This window comes from Arthrobacter sp. 10T419 (genome assembly GCF_056394105.1).
Genome location: NZ_JBFTHF010000001.1, coordinates 182,663 through 203,923 on the forward strand (window position 1 = coordinate 182,663; position 21,261 = coordinate 203,923).

The 21,261-nt window shown below is 65.2% G+C and carries 22 protein-coding genes; 13 read left to right on the forward strand and 9 right to left on the reverse strand.

The window, feature by feature from the left end; all coding sequences use genetic code 11:
* Positions 1-148 precede the first annotated feature (148 nt).
* A complete protein-coding gene (locus AC1DBD_RS00875; protein ID WP_476981224.1) occupies positions 149-1,591 on the forward strand; it encodes a PucR family transcriptional regulator in 1,443 nt (480 codons plus the stop codon).
* 40 nt (positions 1,592-1,631) lie between these two features.
* On the opposite strand, the gene AC1DBD_RS00880 is transcribed toward AC1DBD_RS00875, so the two are convergent.
* Positions 1,632-2,672 (reverse strand): LacI family DNA-binding transcriptional regulator, encoded by a 1,041-nt coding sequence (locus AC1DBD_RS00880; RefSeq protein WP_476981225.1) that lies wholly within the window; start codon positions 2,670-2,672, stop codon positions 1,632-1,634.
* 287 nt (positions 2,673-2,959) lie between these two features.
* Here AC1DBD_RS00880 and AC1DBD_RS00885 point away from each other — a divergent pair, with 287 nt between their 5' ends.
* The 7 genes from AC1DBD_RS00885 (at position 2,960) to AC1DBD_RS00915 (ending at position 9,292) form a co-directional block, all read left to right on the forward strand.
* Positions 2,960-4,033 carry an asparaginase gene (locus AC1DBD_RS00885; protein WP_476981226.1) on the forward strand — a complete coding sequence of 358 codons (1,074 nt, stop codon included), beginning with the start codon at positions 2,960-2,962 and terminating at the stop codon, positions 4,031-4,033.
* A gap of 4 nt (positions 4,034-4,037) precedes the next feature.
* Positions 4,038-4,928 carry a polysaccharide deacetylase family protein gene (locus tag AC1DBD_RS00890; RefSeq protein WP_175323734.1) on the forward strand — a complete coding sequence of 297 codons (891 nt, stop codon included), beginning with the start codon at positions 4,038-4,040 and terminating at the stop codon, positions 4,926-4,928.
* On the forward strand, positions 4,925-6,319 hold the full coding sequence (locus tag AC1DBD_RS00895) for an MFS transporter (protein WP_476981227.1): 1,395 nt from the start codon (positions 4,925-4,927) through the stop codon (positions 6,317-6,319). The genes AC1DBD_RS00890 and AC1DBD_RS00895 overlap by 4 nt, the downstream gene beginning before the upstream one ends.
* The gene (locus AC1DBD_RS00900; RefSeq protein WP_476981228.1) at positions 6,316-7,083 is read left to right on the forward strand and encodes an SDR family NAD(P)-dependent oxidoreductase; all 768 of its coding nucleotides are present in this window, start codon (positions 6,316-6,318) and stop codon (positions 7,081-7,083) included. Before AC1DBD_RS00895 ends, AC1DBD_RS00900 begins: the two co-directional genes overlap by 4 nt.
* A gap of 18 nt (positions 7,084-7,101) precedes the next feature.
* Positions 7,102-7,821 (forward strand): SDR family NAD(P)-dependent oxidoreductase, encoded by a 720-nt coding sequence (locus AC1DBD_RS00905; protein ID WP_476981229.1) that lies wholly within the window; start codon positions 7,102-7,104, stop codon positions 7,819-7,821.
* A gap of 72 nt (positions 7,822-7,893) precedes the next feature.
* Positions 7,894-8,196, forward strand: coding sequence for a hypothetical protein (locus tag AC1DBD_RS00910; protein ID WP_476981230.1), 303 nt, complete (start codon positions 7,894-7,896; stop codon positions 8,194-8,196).
* Positions 8,189-9,292, forward strand: a complete 1,104-nt coding sequence (locus AC1DBD_RS00915) for an oxidoreductase (RefSeq protein WP_476981231.1) — start codon at positions 8,189-8,191, stop codon at positions 9,290-9,292. The genes AC1DBD_RS00910 and AC1DBD_RS00915 overlap by 8 nt, the downstream gene beginning before the upstream one ends.
* Before the next feature lie 178 nt (positions 9,293-9,470).
* Here the strand turns inward: AC1DBD_RS00915 and AC1DBD_RS00920 are convergent, their stop codons facing one another.
* Positions 9,471-9,674 (reverse strand): hypothetical protein, encoded by a 204-nt coding sequence (locus tag AC1DBD_RS00920; protein ID WP_476981232.1) that lies wholly within the window; start codon positions 9,672-9,674, stop codon positions 9,471-9,473.
* Positions 9,675-10,068: 394 nt separating this feature from the next.
* Here AC1DBD_RS00920 and AC1DBD_RS00925 point away from each other — a divergent pair, with 394 nt between their 5' ends.
* Positions 10,069-10,518 carry an RDD family protein gene (locus AC1DBD_RS00925; protein WP_441416715.1) on the forward strand — a complete coding sequence of 150 codons (450 nt, stop codon included), beginning with the start codon at positions 10,069-10,071 and terminating at the stop codon, positions 10,516-10,518.
* Here the strand turns inward: AC1DBD_RS00925 and AC1DBD_RS00930 are convergent.
* The 4 genes from AC1DBD_RS00930 to AC1DBD_RS00945 all read right to left on the reverse strand — a co-directional run bounded on the left by AC1DBD_RS00930 (position 10,494) and on the right by AC1DBD_RS00945 (position 14,449).
* Positions 10,494-11,435 (reverse strand): alpha/beta fold hydrolase, encoded by a 942-nt coding sequence (locus AC1DBD_RS00930; protein WP_476981233.1) that lies wholly within the window; start codon positions 11,433-11,435, stop codon positions 10,494-10,496. The two genes, AC1DBD_RS00925 and AC1DBD_RS00930, sit on opposite strands and share 25 nt — an antisense overlap.
* 115 nt (positions 11,436-11,550) lie before the next feature.
* Complete coding sequence (locus AC1DBD_RS00935) at positions 11,551-12,555, reverse strand: PDR/VanB family oxidoreductase (protein ID WP_476981234.1); 1,005 nt, start codon at positions 12,553-12,555, stop codon at positions 11,551-11,553.
* 60 nt (positions 12,556-12,615) lie between these two features.
* Positions 12,616-13,713, reverse strand: a complete 1,098-nt coding sequence (locus AC1DBD_RS00940) for an aromatic ring-hydroxylating oxygenase subunit alpha (protein WP_476981235.1) — start codon at positions 13,711-13,713, stop codon at positions 12,616-12,618.
* A gap of 154 nt (positions 13,714-13,867) precedes the next feature.
* Entirely contained in the window at positions 13,868-14,449 is a 582-nt protein-coding gene (locus AC1DBD_RS00945) for a PadR family transcriptional regulator (protein ID WP_441416719.1), read from the reverse strand.
* Between the two features lie 265 nt (positions 14,450-14,714).
* On the opposite strand from AC1DBD_RS00945, the gene AC1DBD_RS00950 reads away from it, so the two are divergent.
* From AC1DBD_RS00950 to AC1DBD_RS00960, 3 genes are all read left to right on the forward strand, one after another.
* Complete coding sequence (locus AC1DBD_RS00950) at positions 14,715-16,058, forward strand: MFS transporter (RefSeq protein WP_476981236.1); 1,344 nt, start codon at positions 14,715-14,717, stop codon at positions 16,056-16,058.
* A gap of 166 nt (positions 16,059-16,224) precedes the next feature.
* Positions 16,225-16,575, forward strand: a complete 351-nt coding sequence (locus AC1DBD_RS00955; RefSeq protein ID WP_441416721.1) for a DUF3846 domain-containing protein — start codon at positions 16,225-16,227, stop codon at positions 16,573-16,575.
* A 74-nt stretch (positions 16,576-16,649) separates the two neighbouring features.
* Positions 16,650-17,030, forward strand: a complete 381-nt coding sequence (locus AC1DBD_RS00960) for a hypothetical protein (RefSeq protein WP_476981237.1) — start codon at positions 16,650-16,652, stop codon at positions 17,028-17,030.
* 31 nt (positions 17,031-17,061) lie between these two features.
* Here the strand turns inward: AC1DBD_RS00960 and AC1DBD_RS00965 are convergent, their stop codons facing one another.
* The 3 genes from AC1DBD_RS00965 to AC1DBD_RS00975 all read right to left on the reverse strand — a co-directional run bounded on the left by AC1DBD_RS00965 (position 17,062) and on the right by AC1DBD_RS00975 (position 20,543).
* Positions 17,062-17,631 (reverse strand): hypothetical protein, encoded by a 570-nt coding sequence (locus tag AC1DBD_RS00965; protein ID WP_476981238.1) that lies wholly within the window; start codon positions 17,629-17,631, stop codon positions 17,062-17,064.
* 133 nt (positions 17,632-17,764) lie between these two features.
* Entirely contained in the window at positions 17,765-19,486 is a 1,722-nt protein-coding gene (locus AC1DBD_RS00970; protein ID WP_476981239.1) for a phospholipase C, read from the reverse strand.
* Between the two features lie 28 nt (positions 19,487-19,514).
* Positions 19,515-20,543, reverse strand: a complete 1,029-nt coding sequence (locus tag AC1DBD_RS00975) for a DUF6454 family protein (protein ID WP_476981240.1) — start codon at positions 20,541-20,543, stop codon at positions 19,515-19,517.
* Positions 20,544-20,739: 196 nt separating this feature from the next.
* Between AC1DBD_RS00975 and AC1DBD_RS00980 the strand changes: the two genes are divergently transcribed.
* Positions 20,740-21,171, forward strand: coding sequence for a DUF7793 family protein (locus AC1DBD_RS00980; protein ID WP_441416726.1), 432 nt, complete (start codon positions 20,740-20,742; stop codon positions 21,169-21,171).
* Positions 21,172-21,261: the final 90 nt, after the last annotated feature.

Consider the following 21,261-nt stretch of genomic DNA (forward strand, 5'->3'; position numbering starts at 1 on the left):
GCGGTGGCGGGAGTCACATTTGTTTGCATGGTGCAACGCTACTCAGCATCCGGCGCCGCCGATATTGTGCAGGTCGATGAATCGAACGGCCTGACTTATGCTGGATGCACTATCTCGCCATTCACTCGCGCTGTCTAGGGAGGCTTCCTTGAGGATCTCGGACCTGGTCGACGACGTCGATCTCAACATCCGCCTTCGCGTTCCGGGCGGCGAGGGACGCCTGAACCGGCCGATCACATGGTGCGCGCCCACCGAACACATGGACCCCACGCCGTTCCTCAGTGTCAACGCCCTGGTGCTGACGAACGGCATGGGCCTGAACGTCAGGGACTTCAGGATCTGGGACGCCTACGTAGAACGATTGGTCGCCGTGCCCGCCTCCGGACTGGCATTCGGTCTGGGCGCCGCACACTCCGAGCTGCCGGAGGGCCTCTTACGGGCCTGCGAGGCGCACGGCCTGCCGCTGCTGGAGCTCCCGCCGGAAGTGCCCTTCGTGTTGGTAATGCGCCATGTGGAGCGGATCATTGCCACCGAGCGCTATGAGGAACTGCGGAAGGGCTGGGAGTTGGCGGACGAATGCACCCGCTTGGCGGCCGACGGGCGGTCCCTGGCGGAGGTGCTTGAGCGGGTGGCGGGCGCCGTCAATGCAAGGGTCGCTGTGATCGATCAGAATGCGTTCGAACTCGTAGCCGCAGGCACGGCCCACGGCGATACGGCGCGGACCACGCTGCGTCTGCCCAGCGGCGGATCTGAGCAATTCAGGCTTGCCATCGAGGGGATTGGCAGCGACATCGTGCTGCAGCCCGTCCTGGGCCCCGTTGCTGCCGTCATCGGCCTGCAACTGAGCTACACCCTTGGCTCCCGCTCACCCCTGCATTCCCGGGAGGCGGCGCGCTTCATGGAGGCCCTCTATGCGGACCACGGTGAGCCGTCCCAGCCGCTGCGCCGCTATGCCCTCGAGTCAGGCTTCGATCCCGACGGAGACTGGAGCACGGTACTCATCGGCAGTTCGGAAGAGATCGTGCCCGCGAAGCTGCGAGCCATTGCGTGGCGCGCGCGGGTGGGGCTGCAGGCCACTTTCAGTACGGTGCGGTTCATGGAGGAAATTGGCCTCACCACGTTGTTGCTGCAGCACCGGCACGGAACAGCCGACCTGCTTGATGCCGTCCGGGAGTTCTTTCTGGACGCTCCGGAACTGTCCGTCATCGTCACCGAGTCTGCGAACCTCAGCGAACTGCCGCTGACGCTTCAGCTCGCCCGGCGCCAGGTGGGTCGGCCCGGCGTGCACAAGGCGCCGCTGGCCGATCTCGCCGGCATCGTACAGGGGCTGCCCAGCCCGGGTTTGGTGGCAATGTGCCAGCGCCTCCTGGCCCCCCTGGCCTCCGACGGCGGCAGTGCGCTGCGGGAGACGTTCGATGCATACCTCCGGCACAGCGGGAATTCCACGAAGATCTGCGACGAGCTCTTCATCCACCGAAACACGCTCGGCTACAGGCTGAGGAAGATCCAGGAGCTCCTGCGGCTGGATCTGACCGACGGCGAAGTCCGCGCCACCTACATGCTGGCTTTGGGCATCGTCGCAGCAAACTGAGGACGACGAGGCGCAGCTTGCTCGTGCCTCGCGCTCCGCGTCATGCGGCGTTGTCCCAGGCGCTGCTTTCCCTCACGCACAATGTCGGTTTGAGCCGCACGGGTTCGACCTGTTCGCCGTCAAGCACGCGCTTGAGGAGCTGCATCGCCGTCCGACCGATATCCAGCATGGGGGAGCGGACCGAGGAGAGCGGAATGGGGAGCTCCGCGGCGACGGACGTGTCATTGAAGCCCACCACCGCGACGTCACTCCCGACGGCGGCACCGTGTGAGCGCAGTGCGCCCATAGCGCCAATTGCCGCGAAGTCGTTGACGGCGAAGATGGCAGTGGGATTCGGCTTCCTGCCCGCCAAGATCGTTTCGGTGGCTTCGCGGCCGCCCGCAGTGTCGAACCGGGACCACACGATGGCTTCCTGGGGAAGCTTGCCACCCAGGGATTTCCACCGGTCCGCAAACCCGGCCGTCCGATCCACCGCCGTGCTGGCGTATGGTTCACCTGCGATGACAGCGACGTTCCTGTGCCCTTTGCTCCACAGGTGGTCGGCCACGAGCTGGCCGCCGAGGACATCGTCGCACGTGGCCGACGGGTAGCCGGTCACCCGGCGGTTCATCAGCACGAAGGGGATGTTGCGGGCGGTGAGCTCCCTGAGCTGGCTGCCATCCAGGTGGGCATCGCCGATGATCAGCCCATCCACGCGGCGTGCGAGCATGGTGTCCGTTTTCCGGCGTTGTTCCTCCGGGTCGTCGCGGGAATTCATGACGAAGGTGGAGTAGCCCAGCTCGGCCGCGGCCTCCTCAATCCCCTCGTACATGATGGCCAGGACAAGGTCCGAGAGCCGGGGGACAATCACTCCCATCAGGCGGGTTCGCCGCGTCCGCAGGCCTGCAGCCTGGGGGTTGGGGGAGTAGCCCCGTTTTCGCGCCAGATCGCGCACCCGTTCGGCCGTCGCGACGGACGCGGCGCCGCGGGCAACGTCGGAGCCCGAATGCAGAATCCGGGACACAGTGGACGGGTGGATGCCGAGCTCCTTGGCAAGGTCCTTCAGCGTGACCGTGCGGCCATCGGCCGTGATTTCTTTCATTTGTTCCCCTGCCGCAGCTCAAGAAGGCGTCATACAAGACTGCCCGATGCGGTGCGGATCTTCAGCCGTAGGACCCTTGACGTGTCCCAAGTCACATTCTATAGTCACTTTAACCCTTACCCAATCGATTGGGTAGCACGGCGGGACGCATTCGACGCAAAAGGTGTTTACATCGCTGAAACGCCGGGCGGCACGCGGTGGAAACATCGCGAAGATATTTTTTAGCCAAGAACCCAAACGATTGGGTAAGCGTTCGCCGCGGCGGATGCAGGAGCAACGGAGTCAATATGACCGTCACAGATTCGGGGAGCGCCCACGTGGTGCTGTTGGCCACGGGCGGGACCATCTCCTCCCGAGGCTCCGAGGCCGGAGGCGGCGCGGTGGCATCGGACTCGGGGGAGCAGGTGTTCGCCAGCATGGGCGTGCCCGCCGCCCACCCGGTCCGCGTGGTCGATGTGTTTCGGAAGGGTTCATACCTGCTCACTGTCGACGACATGATCGCCATCTGTGCCAGGATCCGCGAGGCGCTGACGGACCCGCAGGTGCTCGGGGTGGTCGTCACGCACGGCACGGACACGATGGAGGAGACGGCCTATCTGGCGGAGCTCACGCATGATGACCCCCGGCCTGTCGTATTCACCGGTGCGCAGCAGGCGGCTGATTCCCAGGGCCCCGACGGCCCCGACAATTTGGCCCGCGCGATCGCCGTCGCCGGTTCCCCCGAGGCCCGGGGCAAAGGGGTGTTGCTGGCGTTTGCCGGCACTGTCTTCCCTGCGGCCGGAGTGCGGAAGTGCCACACAACGAGGCTGGATGCTTTCGCCAATCCGGATTTCGGAACGGCGGGGTCGGTGAGCGCATCCGGCGAGGTCAGCTTAGAGACAGCACGGCCCGCACTTGCCTCGTTGCCATTACCTGGCAATGGGGCCGGTTCGCCCCGCGTGGACCTGGTCGCCGCCTACCCAGGGGCGGACGCCATCCTGTTGCGAAGTTCCCTCCAGGCCGGGGCGGCGGGGGTTGTCCTCCAGGGGACGGGAACGGGCAACGCCAACCGCGAGATTTGCCGGGAGGTCGCCGCGGCCACCGCGGCCGGTGTCGTGGTGGTGACGAGCACCCGGGTGGAGGCCGGCGCCGTCGTGCCGATCTATGGCGACGGCGGCGGTGACGACCTCCGCGCGGCGGGCGCCATATCCTCCGGACTGCTCAGGCCATCCCAGTCGTTGGTCCTGCTCAGCCTCTTGCTCAGGCTGGGCACCCCCGTGTCCCGCATAGCGGAAACCTTCGCCCTCCGGGGCGAAGCCCCGGACCACACCCAGACCAGAACCCATCAAGAGAACCCAACAAAAAGCGCAGTGAAAGGTTGAACTCATGACAAAGGACATCCAAGTCGCATTCGGCGTCGACGTGGACGCCGTTGCCGGAATGCTCGGCTCCTACGGAGGCGAGGACTCGCCGTGTGACATCTCCCGCGGCCTGTTCAGCGGGGAAGTCGGCGGCCCGCGCCTGATCCGCCTCTTTGAGAAGTACGAGCTGCCGGCCACGTGGTTCGTCCCGGGTCACTCGATCGAGACGTTCCCGGACCTGACCCGGATGATCGTGGACGCAGGTCATGAAATCGGCGTGCACGGGTACTCGCACGAGAACCCCATCGCCATGACCCGGGAGCAGGAGACGGCGATCCTTGACCGGTCGATCGAACTCATCGAAAAGGTCTCCGGCCGTCGCCCCACGGGCTACGTCGCTCCGTGGTGGGAATTTTCGCAGGTTACAAACGAGATTCTCCTCGAACGCGGGATCAAGTACGACCACTCCTTGATGCACCGCGACTTCGAGCCCTACTACGTCCGGGTCGGCGACAGCTGGAAGAAGATCGACTACACCAAGGACGCCGAAACCTGGATGGAGCCGCTGGTCCGGGGCAAGGAAACCGACCTGGTCGAGATTCCGGCCAACTGGTACCTCGATGACCTGCCTCCGATGATGTTCATCAAGGCATCCCCGAACTCGCACGGCTTTGTCAGCCCCCGTGACATCGAGCAGATGTGGCGCGACCAGTTCGACTGGGTCTACCGGGAAATGGACCAGGCCGTCTTCACCATGACCATCCACCCCGACGTCTCGGGCCGGCCCCAGGTCCTGCTCATGCTCGAACGCCTCATCGAACACATCAACTCCCACGAAGGCGTCAGCTGGCTCAAATTCGACCAGATCGCGGACTCCTTCCTCGCCCGCAGCCCCCGAAAGGAAAACCAGTCATGACCATCCAGCAGCCCGCCGTCGACCTGACGAACCCGGCACCCGACGAGAAACGCCGTTTCCCGGTCTTCTCCAAGCGCAATACGACCACCGCCACCGTGCTGGCCCTGCTCGCCTGGACCATTGCCGTGTTCGACTACGGACTTTTTGGCACCCTCTTGCCGGCCATGCAGGAAGAGTTCGGGTGGACAGCGACCGAGGCCTACGCCATCAACACCTGGATCGCCGTCGGAACCGCAATCGTCTGCTTCGGCATCGGCCCCGTCATCGACCGGCTCGGCCGGCGCAAGGGCATGATGACCACCATCGGCGGCACCGCCGTCGTCTCGGGCCTGACGGCCCTGATCCCGACCGGAATCCCGTTCCTCAGCAACGGCTTGCTTGTGCTGGTCCGTTCCTTCGGCGGCCTCGGATTCTCGGAGCAGGCAGTCAACGCGACCTACATGAACGAGGTCTACCAGGTCACCGAAGTCGCCGATAAACGTAAGCGGCCCGGTTTCCACTACTCATTCATCCAGGGCGGCTGGCCGCTGGGCTTCCTGCTCGCCAGTGCCTTGGCGCTCGCTTTCCTTCCCTCCCTCGGCTGGCGCGCCCTCTACCTCATGGCGACCATTCCCGCAGCCATTATCGTGTGGGTTATTGCCAAGAAGCTCAAGGAGACGCCCCAGTTCGAACTGCACCACAAGCTGACCCAACTCGAGAAGGGCGGCCAGTCCGCGGAAGCCCATGCCCTGGCCCACGCGTACGGCGTCGAACACTCTTCCGCAGCTCCGCTGAAGCGCATCTGGGAACCGCACCTGCGCCGGAACACGATCGTCTTCTCGCTGGCCTGGATCTTCAACTTTTTCGGCATCATGATCTTCAGCATCCTCGGCAGCTCCGTCCTCAAGAACGCTAAGGGTGTGGAACTTTCGGATGCGTTCTGGATGCTGATTGTCATCAACATGCTGGCGTACTTCGGTTACGTCTTCCACGGATGGCTCGGTGACAAGATTGGCCGCAAGCGGACCATCATCGGCGGTTGGATCCTCTCCGGCCTGTCCTTCACCATCATGCTCAGCCCCATCGCCACCAGCCCGTTCATGATCATCCTCACCTACGGCGCTGGGTTGTTCTTCCTGGTCGGACCCTACGCCGCCATCCAGTACTTCATGGCTGAGTGCTACCCCGTCAGCTGCCGTGCCACCGGTACCGCCTTCATCGGTGCAATGAGCCAGCCCGGCACCATTCTCGGTGGCGCGTTGTTCACGGCAGCGGCAGCCAGCGCGGGAACCGGCACTGCAGCCTTGTGGGTCGGCGCAGCCGGCACGCTGTTTTCCGGCTTGCTGATGATCGCCGCGAAGCCCCCGGCAGAGGCCCTACTCGAGGATCACCCGCACGAGGTCGAAGTATGACACCGGAGACAAAGGTCGCGGTCATCACGGGAGCAGCCAGCGGGATCGGACGCGCACTTGCGGTGCACTACGCCAGAAATGGGGTGCGCTCGGTTATCGGCACCTTTCCAGGTGACCCGCACGACCCCCAAGAAACCCTCCGCTTGGTGCAGGACGCAGGGGGCCACGGGGTCGTCCACGAGGTGGATGTTCGCAGCACGCCATCCGTCGATGCATTCGCCGAACGCGCCGTCGAGGAGTACGGCCGCCTGGACTACGCTGTGGCCAACGCGGGAGTCCTGCGTAACTCCCCTTTGGGCGAGATGACCGATGATCGCTGGGAGGACATGCTCGACGTCGATCTCACCGGCGTGCTGCGGACCCTGCGTGCGGGGTCCGCGAGGATGACCGACGGCGGGGCGATGGTTGCTGTGTCCTCAATCGCCGGCGGCGTCTACGGGTGGGAGGAGCATGCCCACTATGCGGCCGCCAAGGCCGGCGTGCTCGGGCTGATCCGCAGCGTGGCCGCCGAGCTGGGACCGCGCGGCATCCGCGCCAACGCCGTGATCCCCGGACTCATCGAGACACCCCAGTCCCTGGACCCGGTGAACTCGCTGGGGCCCGAGGGCCTGCAGCGGGCCGGGCGGGACATCCCTTGGGGCCGGGTCGGCCGGCCCGAGGAGGTTGCCAGCGTGATCGGCTTCCTGACCTCCGATGACGCCGCCTACGTCACGGGCCAGTCGCTGATAGTCGACGGCGGCCTCACCATCAAAATGCGTGCCTGAAAGCCCTGGAAGGAACGAATGAACAACACTGACACCTCCCCTCACACGTCGGGCCGCGCCGTGGTGGTCACGGGCGGGGCCAGCGGCATCGGCCAGGCCATCGCCGAAGCCTTCACCGCCAACGGCGACAGGGTGGCTGTCCTGGACCGCTCTGGCGTGGGCGCCATCGCCGTCGACGTCTCGGATGAAGCGAGCGTAAAGGCGGCCTTCGCTGCCGCGCGGATGCAGCTCGGCCGAATCGACATTCTCGTCAACAGCGCGGGCCTGCTGACGGAGTCGCGGCTGGAAGACATGACCCTGGCCATGTGGAACGAAACTATTTCCGTTGACCTGACAGGCGTCTTCCTCTGCTGCCGGGAGGTGGTGGGGGAGATGCGGCAGCAGAAGTGGGGCCGCATCATCAACATCGCCTCCCAGTTGGCCATCAAGGGCGGCACCGGGCTCAGCCACTATAGTGCCGCCAAGGCCGGAGTGGTGGGACTGACCAAGGCCCTGGCCCTGGAAACCGCCGGCGACAACGTGCTGGTCAACAGCATCGCACCGGGGCCGATAGAAACGCCGCTAGTTGAAGGCATCTCCGAGAGCTGGAAAGCCGCTAAGCGTCAGGAACTTCCACTGGGAAGGTTCGGAACGACGGCGGAGGTGGCACCCGCAGCACTTCTGCTGGCGAGCGACCCCGGAGGAAACCTCTTCGTGGGCCAAACGCTCGGTCCGAACTCCGGCGATGTAATGCCTTAAGAAAGGACATCTATGTGCGGCGCTTGCGGCAGGACTACCGTTGCCGATCCCGCCCTAGGGGCAGTGCGGACCTTGCGTCAGCACCTGATCGTGGCGGGCGCGATCAACAGTGTTTGCCACGGCCTGCCTGGAGCTCCCAAGGTGACCGCACTCCGGGACGGCTGGATGATGTCCGGCCCTTCCGGAGCCTCAAGGCAATGCCAGACCCTTGAAGAACTGTGGGCCGCTGTCCTCGGCTGTTTCACTGAAGCATCGGTCCTCGGACGCCTGCGCAGGCGCCAGCAGGCTTACGCGGCTGACCCGTCCAACGCGGGGCTGCCCGCGCGTGCGGCCGGCATGGTCGCACCAAACAGCAAAGGAAAACTTCATGACTGATTTCACCCCACTCTGGTCACCCATTCAGATCGGTTCCACTCAACTGGCGAACCGAGTCGCGCTGGCTCCCATGACCCGGATCAGTGCCACGGAAGACGGACACGCCACGGAAAGAATGGCTTCCTACTATCAGGGGTTTGCACGCGGAGGCTTCGGGCTCTTGATCACAGAAGGGATATATCCCGACACGGCGCACAGTCAGGGCTACCACTTCCAGCCAGGCATTGCGACCGAGGAGCAGGCTCGGTCTTGGGCCAAGGTAGTCGACGGCGTCCACTCAGCTGGCGCACGGATATTCGCCCAGCTGATGCATGCAGGGGCGCAGAGCCAGGGAAACCGGTTTGTCACGTCCTCGGTCGGACCATCGGCGGTCGCCCCCAAAGGTGCTCAGCTGCCGTTCTACCGCGGTGAAGGCCCCTACCCCGTTCCCTCGGCGATCACTACGGCCCAGATGACCGAGGTTCGGAAAGGCTTCGTCACGGCTGCGCTGCACGCGAAACAGGCCGGGTTCGATGGCGTCGAGATCCACGGCGCCAACGGGTACCTGCTGGATCAGTTCCTCACGGACTACATGAACCAGCGCACGGACATCTACGGTGGCTCACCGGAAAACAGGGTCCGCTTTGCTGCGGAGATCTGCCGCGACGTGCGGGAAGCCGTCGGCCCGGACATGACAGTGGGCATCCGCATTTCCCAGTCGAAAGTCAGCGACAACGACCACCGATGGAGCGGAACTGCGGAAGAAGCGAACGTCATCTTTTCCACGCTGGGTGGCACGGGCGTCGACTTCATCCACACGACGGAGTACCAAGCGAGCGCGCCCGCATTCGAGGATTCCGAAGAGACTTTGGCCGCGCTGGCAAAGGAGTATTCGGGAGTGACCGTGATCGCCAACKGCAAACTCGACGACCCGGAAACCGCCGTTACCATGTTGCGTGACGGTGCCGCCGACGTCGTCGCGCTAGGCAAGGGGGCCCTGGCCAACCGGAACTGGCCGCACCTCGTCCGAAACAACTTGGAATTCGACGAACTCGACCCCTCTGTGTTTGCTCCCTTGGCAGACGTCAAGGATTGGGAACTGGAGGGGCCGGTCTAAAGCGACCTCGCGCGTAAGAAACTCGCGCGTGAGAAACCTGCGTGGCATCGCCGTGACCTGCGGGCGGGGGCGGTACTTTCGGTGCGACCGGTTGAACCGCTTGGACTAACCTCCGCAAACGCGACGACGACGGCGGGAAGCTCCCGTCGTCGTCGTCGTTTAGTGCTGCGCTGTGTTCTTAGGCGGAGGCCGAGTCCAGGTTGGCCGCGCCGTGGTCCAGGCTGAGCGTGAACGTGTTCGGGCCGCTGGCGTGGACCGCGATGTTGGACTTCGCGGTGTTGTGCCGGGCCGAGAGATCGTGGACCAGGGCGTCCAGTTCGTGGTGCATCGTGGTGCGGTCCCAGAGCTTGTGGGTGACAGTGTTGGCAGTTTCAAACGTCATTGTTCAGTGCTTCCATTCATGAATCCGGGTGTCCGGCTGCCGCACCGATGCGGAGCCGCCGTAGGCCAAACCAGGAACGCCTGAGACCGTGGGCAGCTCTGCGAGCTCACCGGTTTGGCCTCATTGCGTCCACCAGGATGGTGCCCCTGATTCGATTCGGACGCGGAGCGTCGGAGCGAACCTCGGGGCTGCGCGGGCGGGGATTCGAGCCCCTGCCTGCCTTTTTATGATGCACAGCGCCGGGCGGACGGCTCAAGCCAGACGGCGATTATTGCGGGTGAGACTGGTCACAGCCGCAGGCGGCAGGTGCCGGATGGGCTCGGCGTTGAACAAATCTGATCGGATCCGGTGTCGCATGGGCGGACCACCGATTGCCGCGTGCAAGAATCACTGCGTGAATACCCCCGAACCAGCGATCGTCGACTGGCCTTCGCTGCTGTTCGCGCTTCTTATCGATTCGCTTCTGGTCTGGGCTCCGACCGTATTGCTGTTCGTACTCGCGCCCGGCCGCTGGATCCCTCTTGTCTTGATCCTCTTCACCGCCTTGGCCACCAACTGGGCACTCTATGCCCGCGGGACTTCGCTGGGCAGCTACCTTGGCGGTTTCCGGCTTCGTACCCGCCATGGCCAGCCGCCGGGGCCGGCCTACGGACTGATCCTCGCAGTGCTGACCTTGATGTCCATGTTCGCGGTGGCCGTGGCCGTTGCCGTCAGCTTCACCCCGGGTAACGATGCTTCAGGCCCGCTGGGCAGGCCGGAAAATCACCCCCTCCTAGGAGAACGAACCCGGCGCAGGCGCTTCCTGCAGGCCGCGGACGACTACTGGGAACGCTGGGCGGGTTGAATCCGGCGGCCCCAAAGACCATCGAGCAGGCGCATCACTTGCAGCGGCCGCTCGAAGGTGGCGAAGTGGCCGCAGCGCGGGATCGTCACCAGTTGGGCGTGCGGGACCACTTCGCCCAAACGGTGCAGATCGGACTGCGGGGTGAAGACATCCACGTCCCCGCGGGTCGCCAGCACCGGGCAGCGGATGCTGCGCCACCGGTCCAGGTCGTAGTGGGCCGCGGCCCGGGCGGCGGCGGAGAAGCTTGCCGGGCGGGCGTCATCGCCAAGCCCGCGCACAACCCCTGCGGGGATGGCTGCGGGAGCTGCGAAAAACGGGGACATCAGTGGCCGCATCACGGGAGCCCTGCCGGTCGCACGTACCAGCGCTGACCCGGCCGGACCGAGGGCCGCCAGTGTGCGCATGAGCAGGAGCATGCCCACGAACGCCGGGAGCCTGACGAGCCCGCGCAGCGGGTTCCGGGCCGCCTCGGACACACCGAAGGTGGTAGCCGAAATGGCGGCGACGCTGACCACCTGCTCGGGCCAGGTCGCGGCGATATGCAGCGCGAGGAAGCCTCCCATGGAGTGCCCCACCAGATTCCACCGACGGTACCCGAGCGAGTCGAGGATCCCCGCGACAGCCCGGCCCGCGGCATCGATGCTGAAGTGTTCCATCCGGGCATTTTCGGTGGATCCACCCCAGCCCGGCAGGTCGATCAGCACCCGCGCCCGGTCCGGCACTCCGGCGAGCAAGGGCTGGAAGGTGGTCCAGGATCCCGCGGCGCCGTGAAGGTACACGTCCGCAGTAGCCGACGCCGGCCCTCGTTGCTTGAGGCCCGACTGGACATGCACAGTGCAGGGACCCAGTTCCGTCGGGAGGACATGCCGCCACAGCATTGTTGCCTCGGCGGCAGTCGTTTCCTGCTGAACGCGCATGGGCCCCTCTGCTTTCGGTCTCCATGTTGATTCGGAGCCGAGCTGGTGCCGGACCGGACGCGCGGCGCCTATCGAACCGATCGAATGGGCGGCAGGCAACAGGCGCCGGGTGACCTCAGACGTCGATGGTGACGACGGCGCGTTCCCCTGTTGCATCCGCCCGCGCTCCGGTTTCCGAGCTGACGGCCCGTGAGACGCAGCAGCACATCTTCGCCGCAGCCTGCTGCTGGCGCTCGCTGTAGAACACGTCGCGGTGGTCGACGGTGCCCTGCAGGCCCAGCAGCCGCACTTCACAGAGTCCGCATTCGCCCTTGCGGCAATCGAACATCATGTCCACTCCCGCGCCCTCGAGGGCTTCCAGCATGGACTCGCCGGGACCGACGGTCGTCTCCACGCCCAGCCGGGGGACGCGGACGACGAACTCCTCCGGATCGAACCACCCGCTGTTGCCGAAGGTCTCGTACCTCAGGTTCGGCACGCTCAGGCCGCGCGTGTCCCAGCCGCGTTTCACCGCGTCCATGAGCCGGATCGGTCCGCACATGTAGAGCTCCGTCTCCGGATCCACCCCGGCCAGCAACTCATCGACCTTCAGCGCCGTGCCCTCGTCATCCACGTGCACCCGCAGCGCGTCGCCGTGCAGCGCTTCCAGCTGGGGCAGGTAGGCCATGGCGGCGCGGCTGCGGCCGGCGTAGACCAGGGTGTAGTCCGCCTTGATGTTGCGCAGCACCCGCGCCATGGTGACCATCGCGGTGATCCCTATGCCCCCGGCCAGAAGCACGTAGCGCGGGGCGCCCACCCGGAGCGGGAAGTTCTGCAGCGGCTGGGTGATCTCCAGTTGGTCCCCGACTTCCAGGCCCTGCATGAAGACCGAGCCGCCCCGGGACTGCGGCGCCCGGAAGACGCTGATGGCCACGCGCCGGCCATCCTCGCTGGAATCCACCACGGAGTAGGAGCGCTTGTGGCGTTCCCCGTTGATCGTGACCATGACGTCGATATGCGAGCCGGGCTCCGCCTTCTTCGGTAGCGACTGGGACAGGACCAGGCGCCGGGTTTCGGCGGTGACGGACTCCGCCTCGACGACGGTTCCGGTCTGCCAGACTTCGATGTTGCTTGCTGCCATGACTTTCTTCTAACTTCTCGCTGGGCTGGAGGGGTCCGGGCTGGACGGGTCTGGGGTCGGTCAGACGGTGGGAATGAGCCGGCCCTCGGCGGCGAGCTGGCGCTCGATCAGCCTGCGGACCCACATCCCGCCGGCGTCGATGTTGAGGTTGTAGAACTCGTAGTCCGGGTTCGCGTCGATCGCCTCCTGCTGCGCCTTGAGCATGGCCTCGTCCTCGCCGAAGACGCCGTGGACGCCGTTGCGAAGCTGGGTGGTGATCAGCTGGCTCTCCAGCCGGTAGTTGCGCATGAAAGCCCAGAAGTAGTGGCAGGTCTTGGCGGTTTCGGGGGAGATGGTGTTCATGACGAAGCCATTCACGCCCTGGCTGCGGTCGCCTTCCGGCGCCCCGGTGCCTGCCTTCGCGACGCCGACGTCGATGTTGATCGTCGACGGCGACTGGAAGGTGATGATCTGCCAGCGGTCCACCTTGCCCTCGAAGCCAGGGAACTTGTCGCGCATGTTCTTGAGCCAGAACGGCGGCGCGTCGATGTCGAGCATCCAGCGGGACACGGTGACGGTGTCGCCGTCCTGGGTCACCTTAAAATCGGACTCGCTCAGTTCGTCCTGCCCGATCGAGGACGAATGGACGAACTCCTCGTGGGTGAGGTCCATCAGGTTGTCCAGCACCAATTGGAAGTTGCACGGGGCAAAGATGGTCTCGCCGTCGCCGGCCCATTCATCCGAGCTCATCTGGTGCATGTCCGGGACCAATGTTGGGTCGGCCTGGGTCGGATCGCCCAGCCAGACCCAGACATACCGGTACCTTTCGATTACCGGGAAGGACGGGACCGTGGCGCTGGGGTTGATGGTTTCCTGCGCCGGCATCGAGACACAGCGGCCGGCGGAGTTGTAAACGATGCCGTGGTACGGGCACTGGATCTCATCCCCGGGAAGCGTCTTGCCCATGGAAAGCGGAGCCAGCCGGTGCCAGCATGCGTCCGCCAGCGCCACGGCCTTGCCGTCCTCCGTGCGGTACAGGGCGAGCGGGCGGTCCGCGATCCGCCGGGACATCGGCTTCCGGGTCACTTCATGGTCCCAGGCGGCTACATACCAGGCATTAAGCGGGTACCCCAGCACCTTGTTGGTTGTCGAACTAACGGACTGCATCATCGCGGTCATGTCATTCCTTCGCTATATCTATCTACATAGGTAGTGGTCTGCGTCACAGCATAACTATGTTCATAGGTAGTGGCAAGGGGTGAGTTTCCGACGGCGGGCGTGCCGGGGCATGCGAAAGGCCCGGAAGCCCTGCGGCTTCCGGGCCGTTCTCCGGTCAGGATTCCAGTTTGTCGATCAGTTCCAAGCCGCGCCTGGCCCACTGGATTTCGGCGTTGGCGCGCTCGATCATGCCCTCGTAGGTGAAGATCTTGTAGCCGGCAATCTTGGCCCTATCGGCTTCAGGCGCCGCCTCCAGGCGGGTTGCCAGGATGGGATTGCTCCGGTCCTCCAGGGCGGCAATCATCTCCTGCCACTGCTGTGCGCGCGAGGAGTGGTAGGCGATGTGCGCCTGCATCTGCGCCCGCGCGGCATCCGGCTCGGCCCACTCCAGGTATGCCGCCTTGAGGTGGATCGGGTCCCGCTCGCGGGTGTAGTCGAGGGTGGTGTTGATCCAGGCGCGGAAGGCCTCAACGCCCTCCGGGGTGATGTGGTAGCGCTTCTTCTTGCCCTTCTTCCCCCAGGCTTCCTCGACGCCGCGCAGCAGGCCGTCCTTTTCCATGCGGCGGAGCTCCGGGTAGATCTGCGAGTCCGGAGCGTGCCAGACGTAGCCGACGGATTGTTCGAACTGCTTGAACACGTCGTAGCCCGTCAGGGGCTGGGATGTCAGCAGGGCAAGCAGGGCGTAGCGCAGACTCACCTCGCCACCGGTCCTTTCAATCGGGCCCGTCGGCCGCATCGCGACATACGGGCCCTGCTTCATCAAAACTCTTGTCAACTAACTATGTTCATAGTTAGGCTGTGTCTCACGCCACATCTAGCTATCAGTATAGATAGTTGTCCGGCTACCGGGAGTTCGACGACGATCCCCGGCGGCGGGCTTTGGCACCGAAGGCGCACAACCGCCGTTCGGCACGCAACTTTATACCCGCCCGGACTGTCCGCGGCCTCCAGAAAGTAGTCTCATGCAACTCCAAGAACGCATCGACGCGTCCCGCATGTCCCTGTACCAATGGCTGATCGTCGGATTGTGCATCATCCTTAACGCCCTCGACGGCTTCGACGTTCTGGCCATGGCTTTCACGGCCAACAGCGTCACGCGCGAGTTCGGCCTCAGCGGGGCCGAGCTGGGCATCCTGCTGAGCTCCGGCCTGGTCGGCATGGCCATCGGGTCGCTGGGCCTTGCACCGTTCGCCGACGTCATCGGCCGCCGGCCCATGGTCCTGGTCTCCGTTGGCCTTGCCACCGCCGGCATGCTGCTCGCCTCACTTGCGCATTCGGCAGTGGAGTTGGGGATCTGGCGCGTCGTCACGGGCCTGGGCATCGGCGGCATCCTGGCCTGCACCAACGTGATCGCCAGCGAATACTCCTCCAAACGTTGGCGCGGGCTGGCCATCAGCATCTACACGGCTGGCTACGGCATCGGCGCGACGCTGGGCGGCGCCGCCGCGGTCTCCCTCCAGGCAAACTTCGGCTGGCGCTCGGTCTTCGTGTTCGGCGGCATTTGCACCGGCGTCGTCCTGGTCCTGCTGGCGGTCCTGCTGCCTGAATCGGTGGACTTCCTGACCAGCCGTCGCCCCCGCAACGTCCTCGATCGCCTCAACAAGATTGCACGCAAGATCGGCCAGCCCGAACTGACCCAGATCCCCGCGTCCGCCGCAGTGGCGCAGCACAGGAACAAGCTTTCTGAACTGTTCACCGCCGGCAACCGCCGCTCCACCTGGCTCGTCTGGCTGGCCTTCTTTGCCACCATGTTCGGGTTCTACTTCGTGAACAGCTGGACGCCGCGGCTGCTCGTCACCGCCGGCATGACCGAGAGTCAGGGCGTGATCGGCGGCCTCATGCTCACCCTGGGTGGCACCTTCGGCTCCCTGCTCTACGGCCTGCTCACCATCCGCTGGAACAGCCGCAAGGTGATGATCGCGTTTGCGGTCCTCTCGGCCGCCACCATGGTGATGTTCATTTCCACCGCCGGCATCCTCGCCCTGGCGTTCGTCGCGGGCGGCGTCGTCGGCATGCTGATCAACGGCTGCATCGCCGGCATGTACACCATCACCCCCGCCCTGTACGGCGCGTCCGTCCGGAGCACCGGCGTCGGCTGGGCGATCGGAATCGGCCGCGTCGGTGCCATCGTCGCCCCGCTCATCACCGGCGCCCTGCTGGACGCGCACTGGACAGCTTCCATGCTGTACATGGGCGTCGGCGCCGTGGTTCTCGTGGCGGGCGGCGCCGTAGCGGCGATGCGCCCGGCGCGGCAGGAGCCGGTTGCGCAGGACGACGTGGCGGAGGAAGTCCCGCTGTCCGTCTGACCGGAATTCGGCCGGCGCGGTTGCCGGCTAACCACGCAAGCGGACGACGGCGGGAAGCTCCCGCCGTCGTCCGCCTGCGTTTTGAGGGTCTCCCGGGGCGGCGGGGCTGCCTCCAGCCCCCGGGAACACGGCGAACTACGCCGTTGTTATTAACAGCGGACCTAAAATGACTAAGAGATATACAGCACTGATAATCCCGGCCCGGATCAGCGAACCTGTCCGGGTGGAAACCATCGAAACCGACCAGCGAACCCTACAAGGGCTGGTGGGCGGAGACCTTGAAAGAGTCAGCCGCGGAAACTGGCACGTCTACCTCAACGCCGAAGGCGTGATTACCCAGCTCCCGGCGAACCTGCGCGCCGCCCAACTGATGAACGACTGCGGCCTGGACCTCGCCGGCGTCGCGCGGGGCACCGCCGTGATCCTCGGCCATGGTGGCCATGGCGAGGACGCCGACGTCCCTGAGCACCTGATCCGGCTCGCGGAAGAGTTCTTTGACACCCGGCTGATCGCCTGAGCAGGGACCGGCAGCGCGGCTGACGGTCGCGCCGTAACCACGGCCGCTCCGTCCAGCCCGCTAGTCTTCAGCTCATGGTGCCGGAAATCCCCCTCGCGTTCTGTGCAGTGCTCGGCGCACTTGCCGTGTTTCAGTTGCTGCTGATCTTCGGGCTGCCGCTCGGCCGGTTTGCCTGGGGCGGCCAACGCGCGGTGCTTCCGGCGCGGCTCCGCGTCGGAAGTGCCGTGTCGATCGTCGTTTACGCTGCCTTTGCGCTGGTTGCCCTGGACCGGGCGGAATTGATTTCGGTCCTGCCGGCGCCCTCCATTGCGGTGGTGGCTATGTGGGTGATCGCGGCCTATTTGCTGTTCAGCGTCCTGCCCAACCTTGCCTCAAAGAGCAAGGACGAACGGCGTGTCATGGTCCCGGTGTCCCTTGTGCTGGCCGGCCTGGCGTTCCTGGTAGCCCTGGGCTGAGCTGCGCGGGGCTGGGACCAGGGCGTCGGCCTTAGCCGGCCAGAAAGCTCTCGACAGCAGTGAACGCGCGGACCTGGGCCGACAAGGAAGCGCGCCAATCGTTCGGAATGTGCAGGGAGTGGTCGGCACCCGGGATTTCGACGAACGTGCCTGCAGTCTCGGATAAGCCGTCGATAACCCATAGCTTGTCTTTGGAGCCGCCGATCAGCAGATCACGTTTCCGAGTGCCGGTAAGCGTTCTCCGAATCACCTCATCCGTGAGGATAGGCGTAAGCCAAACACCTGGTACTTGAGCCTCTTCTGCCCAAGGAATAGCGAGGGTTCCAAATGATTTGGCCACGATGAGCCGTTCGGCGGCGCGCGGGGCTCCGGCGAACGCTTGTTCGACCGCCCGGGCGGCGAAGCCGCGGGGATCATCGCCGGGCTCGTCGTCCTCGGTCCAGCGGATTCCGTGAACTTGCCATCCGCGGTCCTTCAGCTGCTCCGCGGGCCAGAACAGCAGGGGAGATTCGACTTTGTAGCCCGCCCCCGGGACAAGCACGGCGACCTTGGGTTCACCTTGGGGATCGGACGCGCAGCCTGGCCAGAGGAAGGTCTCCATGTCGAAGATCCTAGGGTGTTTGATTCCTGGAGGCGGGTATTGCGCTTCCATGAGCCAGCACAGAGACGCCACCCGGCCATCGCCGGGTGGCGTCTCTGGATGGCCGCCCGCCTTCGGCAGGTCGCGGCGCGTGTTACCTCCGGCGGCTGGGGTCGCCGTCGTTGTTGGTGATCGACGCAACCGCGCCGGTCTGTTCGTCGAGCAGCACCTTGCCGGTGCGCTGCTTGTTGAAGTTGAACATGCCATTCACCGAGCCGGCGGTGGCGTCGGCGGAGGCGTCGCTGATCCGGCCGGTGTGCCAGTTGTCCTCGATGAAACGCAGGATCGAGGCCTGGTCAGTCTCGGTGTGGTCCACGAAGTTCTTTTTCGCAAAGGGGGAAATAACGACCAGCGGCTGGCGCGGGCCCGGGCCGCAGCGGTCGGCATAACCGCCGGCCATCGGGACGCCGCTGGCCGCGGCGCTCTGGCACCACGCGGCGTCGTCGGCACTGTTGGAAGAGTTCTTCACCTTGGCGGCGACGTGGTCGTACCAGCCGTCCGAGTCGTCGTAGGCGAGCACCACGGCCGTGTTCTCCCAGTTCTTGGACTTCTGGATCTGGTTGACGGTGTTGGTGATGAACTTCTGCTCGTCGACCGGGTCGGAGTAGGCGGCGTGGCCGTCCTGGTACATCCCCGCCTTGAGGAAGGAGACGGCCGGCATGTTGTCGGTATTGACCACCTTGTTGAAATCGGTGAGGTCGTACTGGTGGTTGGCCCTGCCGTTGTGGCCGATCTCTGCGTCCGACGCCGGCGCCACGTGGTGCGGGTTGGCGGTGGACGCGTAGTACTGGAACGGCTGGTGGTGGGGGGAGTAGTCAACGACGCTGGCGCCGGCGGCGTTCGTGTGGCTGGACAGGCACGACGCCGGGGTGGTTCCGGTCGCGGGCGTGGTCGGTGTGAAGCCGCCCTGGAACCAGCCCCAGGACGTGCCCTTTGCGCTGAGCAGGTCGCCGATGTTCCTGCCGTTCAGGCCGGCCAGGTTGCCAGCCTTGGCGTGGCTGTTGTTCGAGCAATCGTCATAGACCGGGTCCGGGTCGTTGATGACCGTGCCAACGCCGTTCGCGTCTGGCTGGCGGACAGTGCTGCTGCCGCCCGCCGGCGTGGCCACGGGCTGCCCGGCAGCAGTGTATTCGGTGGCCCCGTGGGTCTGGCCGGAGACCAGGTTGAGCGCGCCCGGGGTGGAGGGCCCGAATACGGTGCTGAAGTGGTTGTCGCTCATAGCGTAGTTCTGGGCGTAGTTCCAGATGCCCGTGACGGTGTTTCCGTCGTAGTAGTCCATCGTCAACCCGGGGCGGCCGTACTGGTTGGTACCGCAGGAGTCCCGGCTGGTGTACTCAACGAATTTGTCCATCGCGCCGCCGTTGTAGGCCTTCTGCTCGGCGCCGTAGTTGTGGTCCTGGTCGCAGGTGACGGCCTGCATGGGCGAAAGCCGGGCCGGCTGCGCGGCGTTCGGGTTGTCCGGAGCCAGCAGGCCCGCGGTGGCGAGCGTGTTGATCTTCTTCGGCGTGTTCTTGGCCGCGGTGAACGCAGCCGCCTTGGTGCCGGTGCCCTGCTGGGTTTCACCGGGAATGTTGGCGGCCTTCGGATAGGTGGCGAAGTAGTGGTCGAACGAGACGTTTTCCTGGAAGATCACCACCACATGCTTGATCGGCGTTGCGGTTCCTTCGTGTTTTTCGCCGGCGGATGCCGGGCCCACGCCAACGCCGATCAGGCCGGCGGCCAGCGCCGATGCCGCCAGAGCGGTGGCGCTCGTGGCGGCAACGAAGCGTTTACGGGTGAAGCGGTTAGGGGAGAAGTGCTGCAAGGGGGTATCCAATCGTTTCTTTTCCAAGGCGTTGGGCGCGCTACTTGGCGGGGGCGACGGTGGCTTCGTAGGTGAGGATCTCGGTGCCGTTGCCTTCGTCACCGTTGTCCGGGGCCAGCTTCAAGGTGAGGTGGTTCCCGTCGGCGGTCATTTTGAACGGGTTGCGGGTTGCCACGTGCCCGGCGGTGGACCACTGCTGGAACGGGACGTCGCGGGTCACGCTGCGGGACTTGAGATCGATCATGGCCATCCCGCCGAGTTCGTAGCTGGCGCCGGGGCCGCCAGCTCCGGGGGCCTGCGGGAGGTTGGTGATGCCCCCACAGAGCATCTTCGAGGTCGGCACGTACTGGCAGTCCTGGTAGTCGATGAAGTAGTTCGGGTTCTGCCAGGTGGAGAGCTGCCTGCCGCGCAGGTCCCATTCGGCGAAGCGCCGCGATCCCCAGGTGTTGCCCACGAGGTGGCCGGTCTGCTTGTCCATGACGATGCCGCCGAAGTGGTCTTTCACCTCGAACTGCTTGTGCACGTCGAGGGTTTTTGCGTCCACCCGGTAGATGATGGCGCTGCTGCTGGGCCGGTACTGGGCAACAGGGACCCAGACGTTGGCGCCGTCGAAGTMGATGCCGCCGGGGTGGTACATGTCGCCCTCGCCCAGGATGATGTCCTTCTGCAGATTCCCGGCCTTGTCCATGACGAACAGGTGGCCGACGCCCTTGCCCGCCGTGCGGTCGAATCCTCCCTGCGGGGACGGGAACTTTGTGGTCGGCTCGATGATCTGCACGGCCGAGAGGAAGATGTGGTCCTGGCTGAAAGCGATTCCTTCCGTGTGGTACGTCGGAAACTTCAGCTTCAGCTTGCCGGTCTGCTGCCAGTTCGTGCTGCGGTCGACGCCGTTAAAGGCCTCGGCCAGCGCGCTGTCCGTTTCGCGGTGGCTGCCGGAACCGGCGTTGTTTGCGTTGGGCCGATCGTTGGTGCCGGCGGCCTGGGCTGCCGCCGTGCCGCCGATTGCGGACGCCGCCAGGACGAAGGCTGCGGCGGCCGTGAGGATGCCTCGGGTTCGAGTCGCGCTCATGGGGGAGCCTCTCAATGGATGGTTCTCAACAGGACCACCCCAAGTTACTTATCGGTAATGAACCCTTGATGGAGGGCTGGTAAACAGCCGGCTTCCCCCATGGCGGCCGCTTTGCCGGCAAACGGTCGAGGATGGAGGCACTCTTCTGCGCCGTGTTGTCCACGCGAGCGGACTGAGCGCGCCTAGAATTGGCCAGATGATGCCAGAACCAATCCGCGCCGCGAACGGGAAGAATTCCCTCCGCATCAGCGACGGCATCATCGAGTCCGTCTGGGCCCCCGGCTCGTTTGTCGACGTCGGTGACGCCCGGGATGCCATGCGGGCCACCGAGTTGATCAGCCAGGGCCGGCAGATGCCGATGCTCTCCGTCATGACTGACGTGGAAATCAGCGCCGCCGCCCGGTACGAGTTCGCCAAGTCTGTCGACGTTCTCGCCATTGCGGTCCTTGGCTCCAGCGCTGTCGACCGCGTCGTGGCCGCTGCCACGAGCCGGGACACAAAATACCCTCACGAATTCTTCACCTCTCGGCCCGACGCCGTCGCGTGGCTGAGCGGCTTTATCGAGAGCCCGGCAGAACTTGGGACGGACGACCTGGAAGCCTCGGTTCCCAGGCCCGCCTCGCACTAGCAGCCGACCGCCCTCGCCGCTGCCTCGATTTCGCACACCCGCGCCAAATAGCCCGGAACTGCTACGCTCCACGTATCGGGCCGGACCTGC

Bases quoted from the DNA above. Each gene is read 5' to 3' on its own strand.
- AC1DBD_RS00905 (WP_476981229.1), top strand. From the start codon at position 7,102: ATGAACAACACTGACACCTCCCCTCACACGTCGGGCCGCGCCGTGGTG.
- AC1DBD_RS00920 (WP_476981232.1), bottom strand. From the start codon at position 9,674: ATGACGTTTGAAACTGCCAACACTGTCACCCACAAGCTCTGGGACCGC.
- AC1DBD_RS00960 (WP_476981237.1), top strand. From the start codon at position 16,650: ATGGTGCCGGAAATCCCCCTCGCGTTCTGTGCAGTGCTCGGCGCACTT.
- AC1DBD_RS00895 (WP_476981227.1), top strand. From the start codon at position 4,925: ATGACCATCCAGCAGCCCGCCGTCGACCTGACGAACCCGGCACCCGAC.
- AC1DBD_RS00890 (WP_175323734.1), top strand. From the start codon at position 4,038: ATGACAAAGGACATCCAAGTCGCATTCGGCGTCGACGTGGACGCCGTT.
- AC1DBD_RS00885 (WP_476981226.1), top strand. From the start codon at position 2,960: ATGACCGTCACAGATTCGGGGAGCGCCCACGTGGTGCTGTTGGCCACG.
- AC1DBD_RS00950 (WP_476981236.1), top strand. From the start codon at position 14,715: ATGCAACTCCAAGAACGCATCGACGCGTCCCGCATGTCCCTGTACCAA.
- AC1DBD_RS00900 (WP_476981228.1), top strand. From the start codon at position 6,316: ATGACACCGGAGACAAAGGTCGCGGTCATCACGGGAGCAGCCAGCGGG.
- AC1DBD_RS00880 (WP_476981225.1), bottom strand. From the start codon at position 2,672: ATGAAAGAAATCACGGCCGATGGCCGCACGGTCACGCTGAAGGACCTT.
- AC1DBD_RS00965 (WP_476981238.1), bottom strand. From the start codon at position 17,631: ATGGAGACCTTCCTCTGGCCAGGCTGCGCGTCCGATCCCCAAGGTGAA.
- AC1DBD_RS00935 (WP_476981234.1), bottom strand. From the start codon at position 12,555: ATGGCAGCAAGCAACATCGAAGTCTGGCAGACCGGAACCGTCGTCGAG.
- AC1DBD_RS00955 (WP_441416721.1), top strand. From the start codon at position 16,225: ATGACTAAGAGATATACAGCACTGATAATCCCGGCCCGGATCAGCGAA.
- AC1DBD_RS00940 (WP_476981235.1), bottom strand. From the start codon at position 13,713: ATGACCGCGATGATGCAGTCCGTTAGTTCGACAACCAACAAGGTGCTG.
- AC1DBD_RS00930 (WP_476981233.1), bottom strand. From the start codon at position 11,435: ATGCGCGTTCAGCAGGAAACGACTGCCGCCGAGGCAACAATGCTGTGG.
- AC1DBD_RS00980 (WP_441416726.1), top strand. From the start codon at position 20,740: ATGATGCCAGAACCAATCCGCGCCGCGAACGGGAAGAATTCCCTCCGC.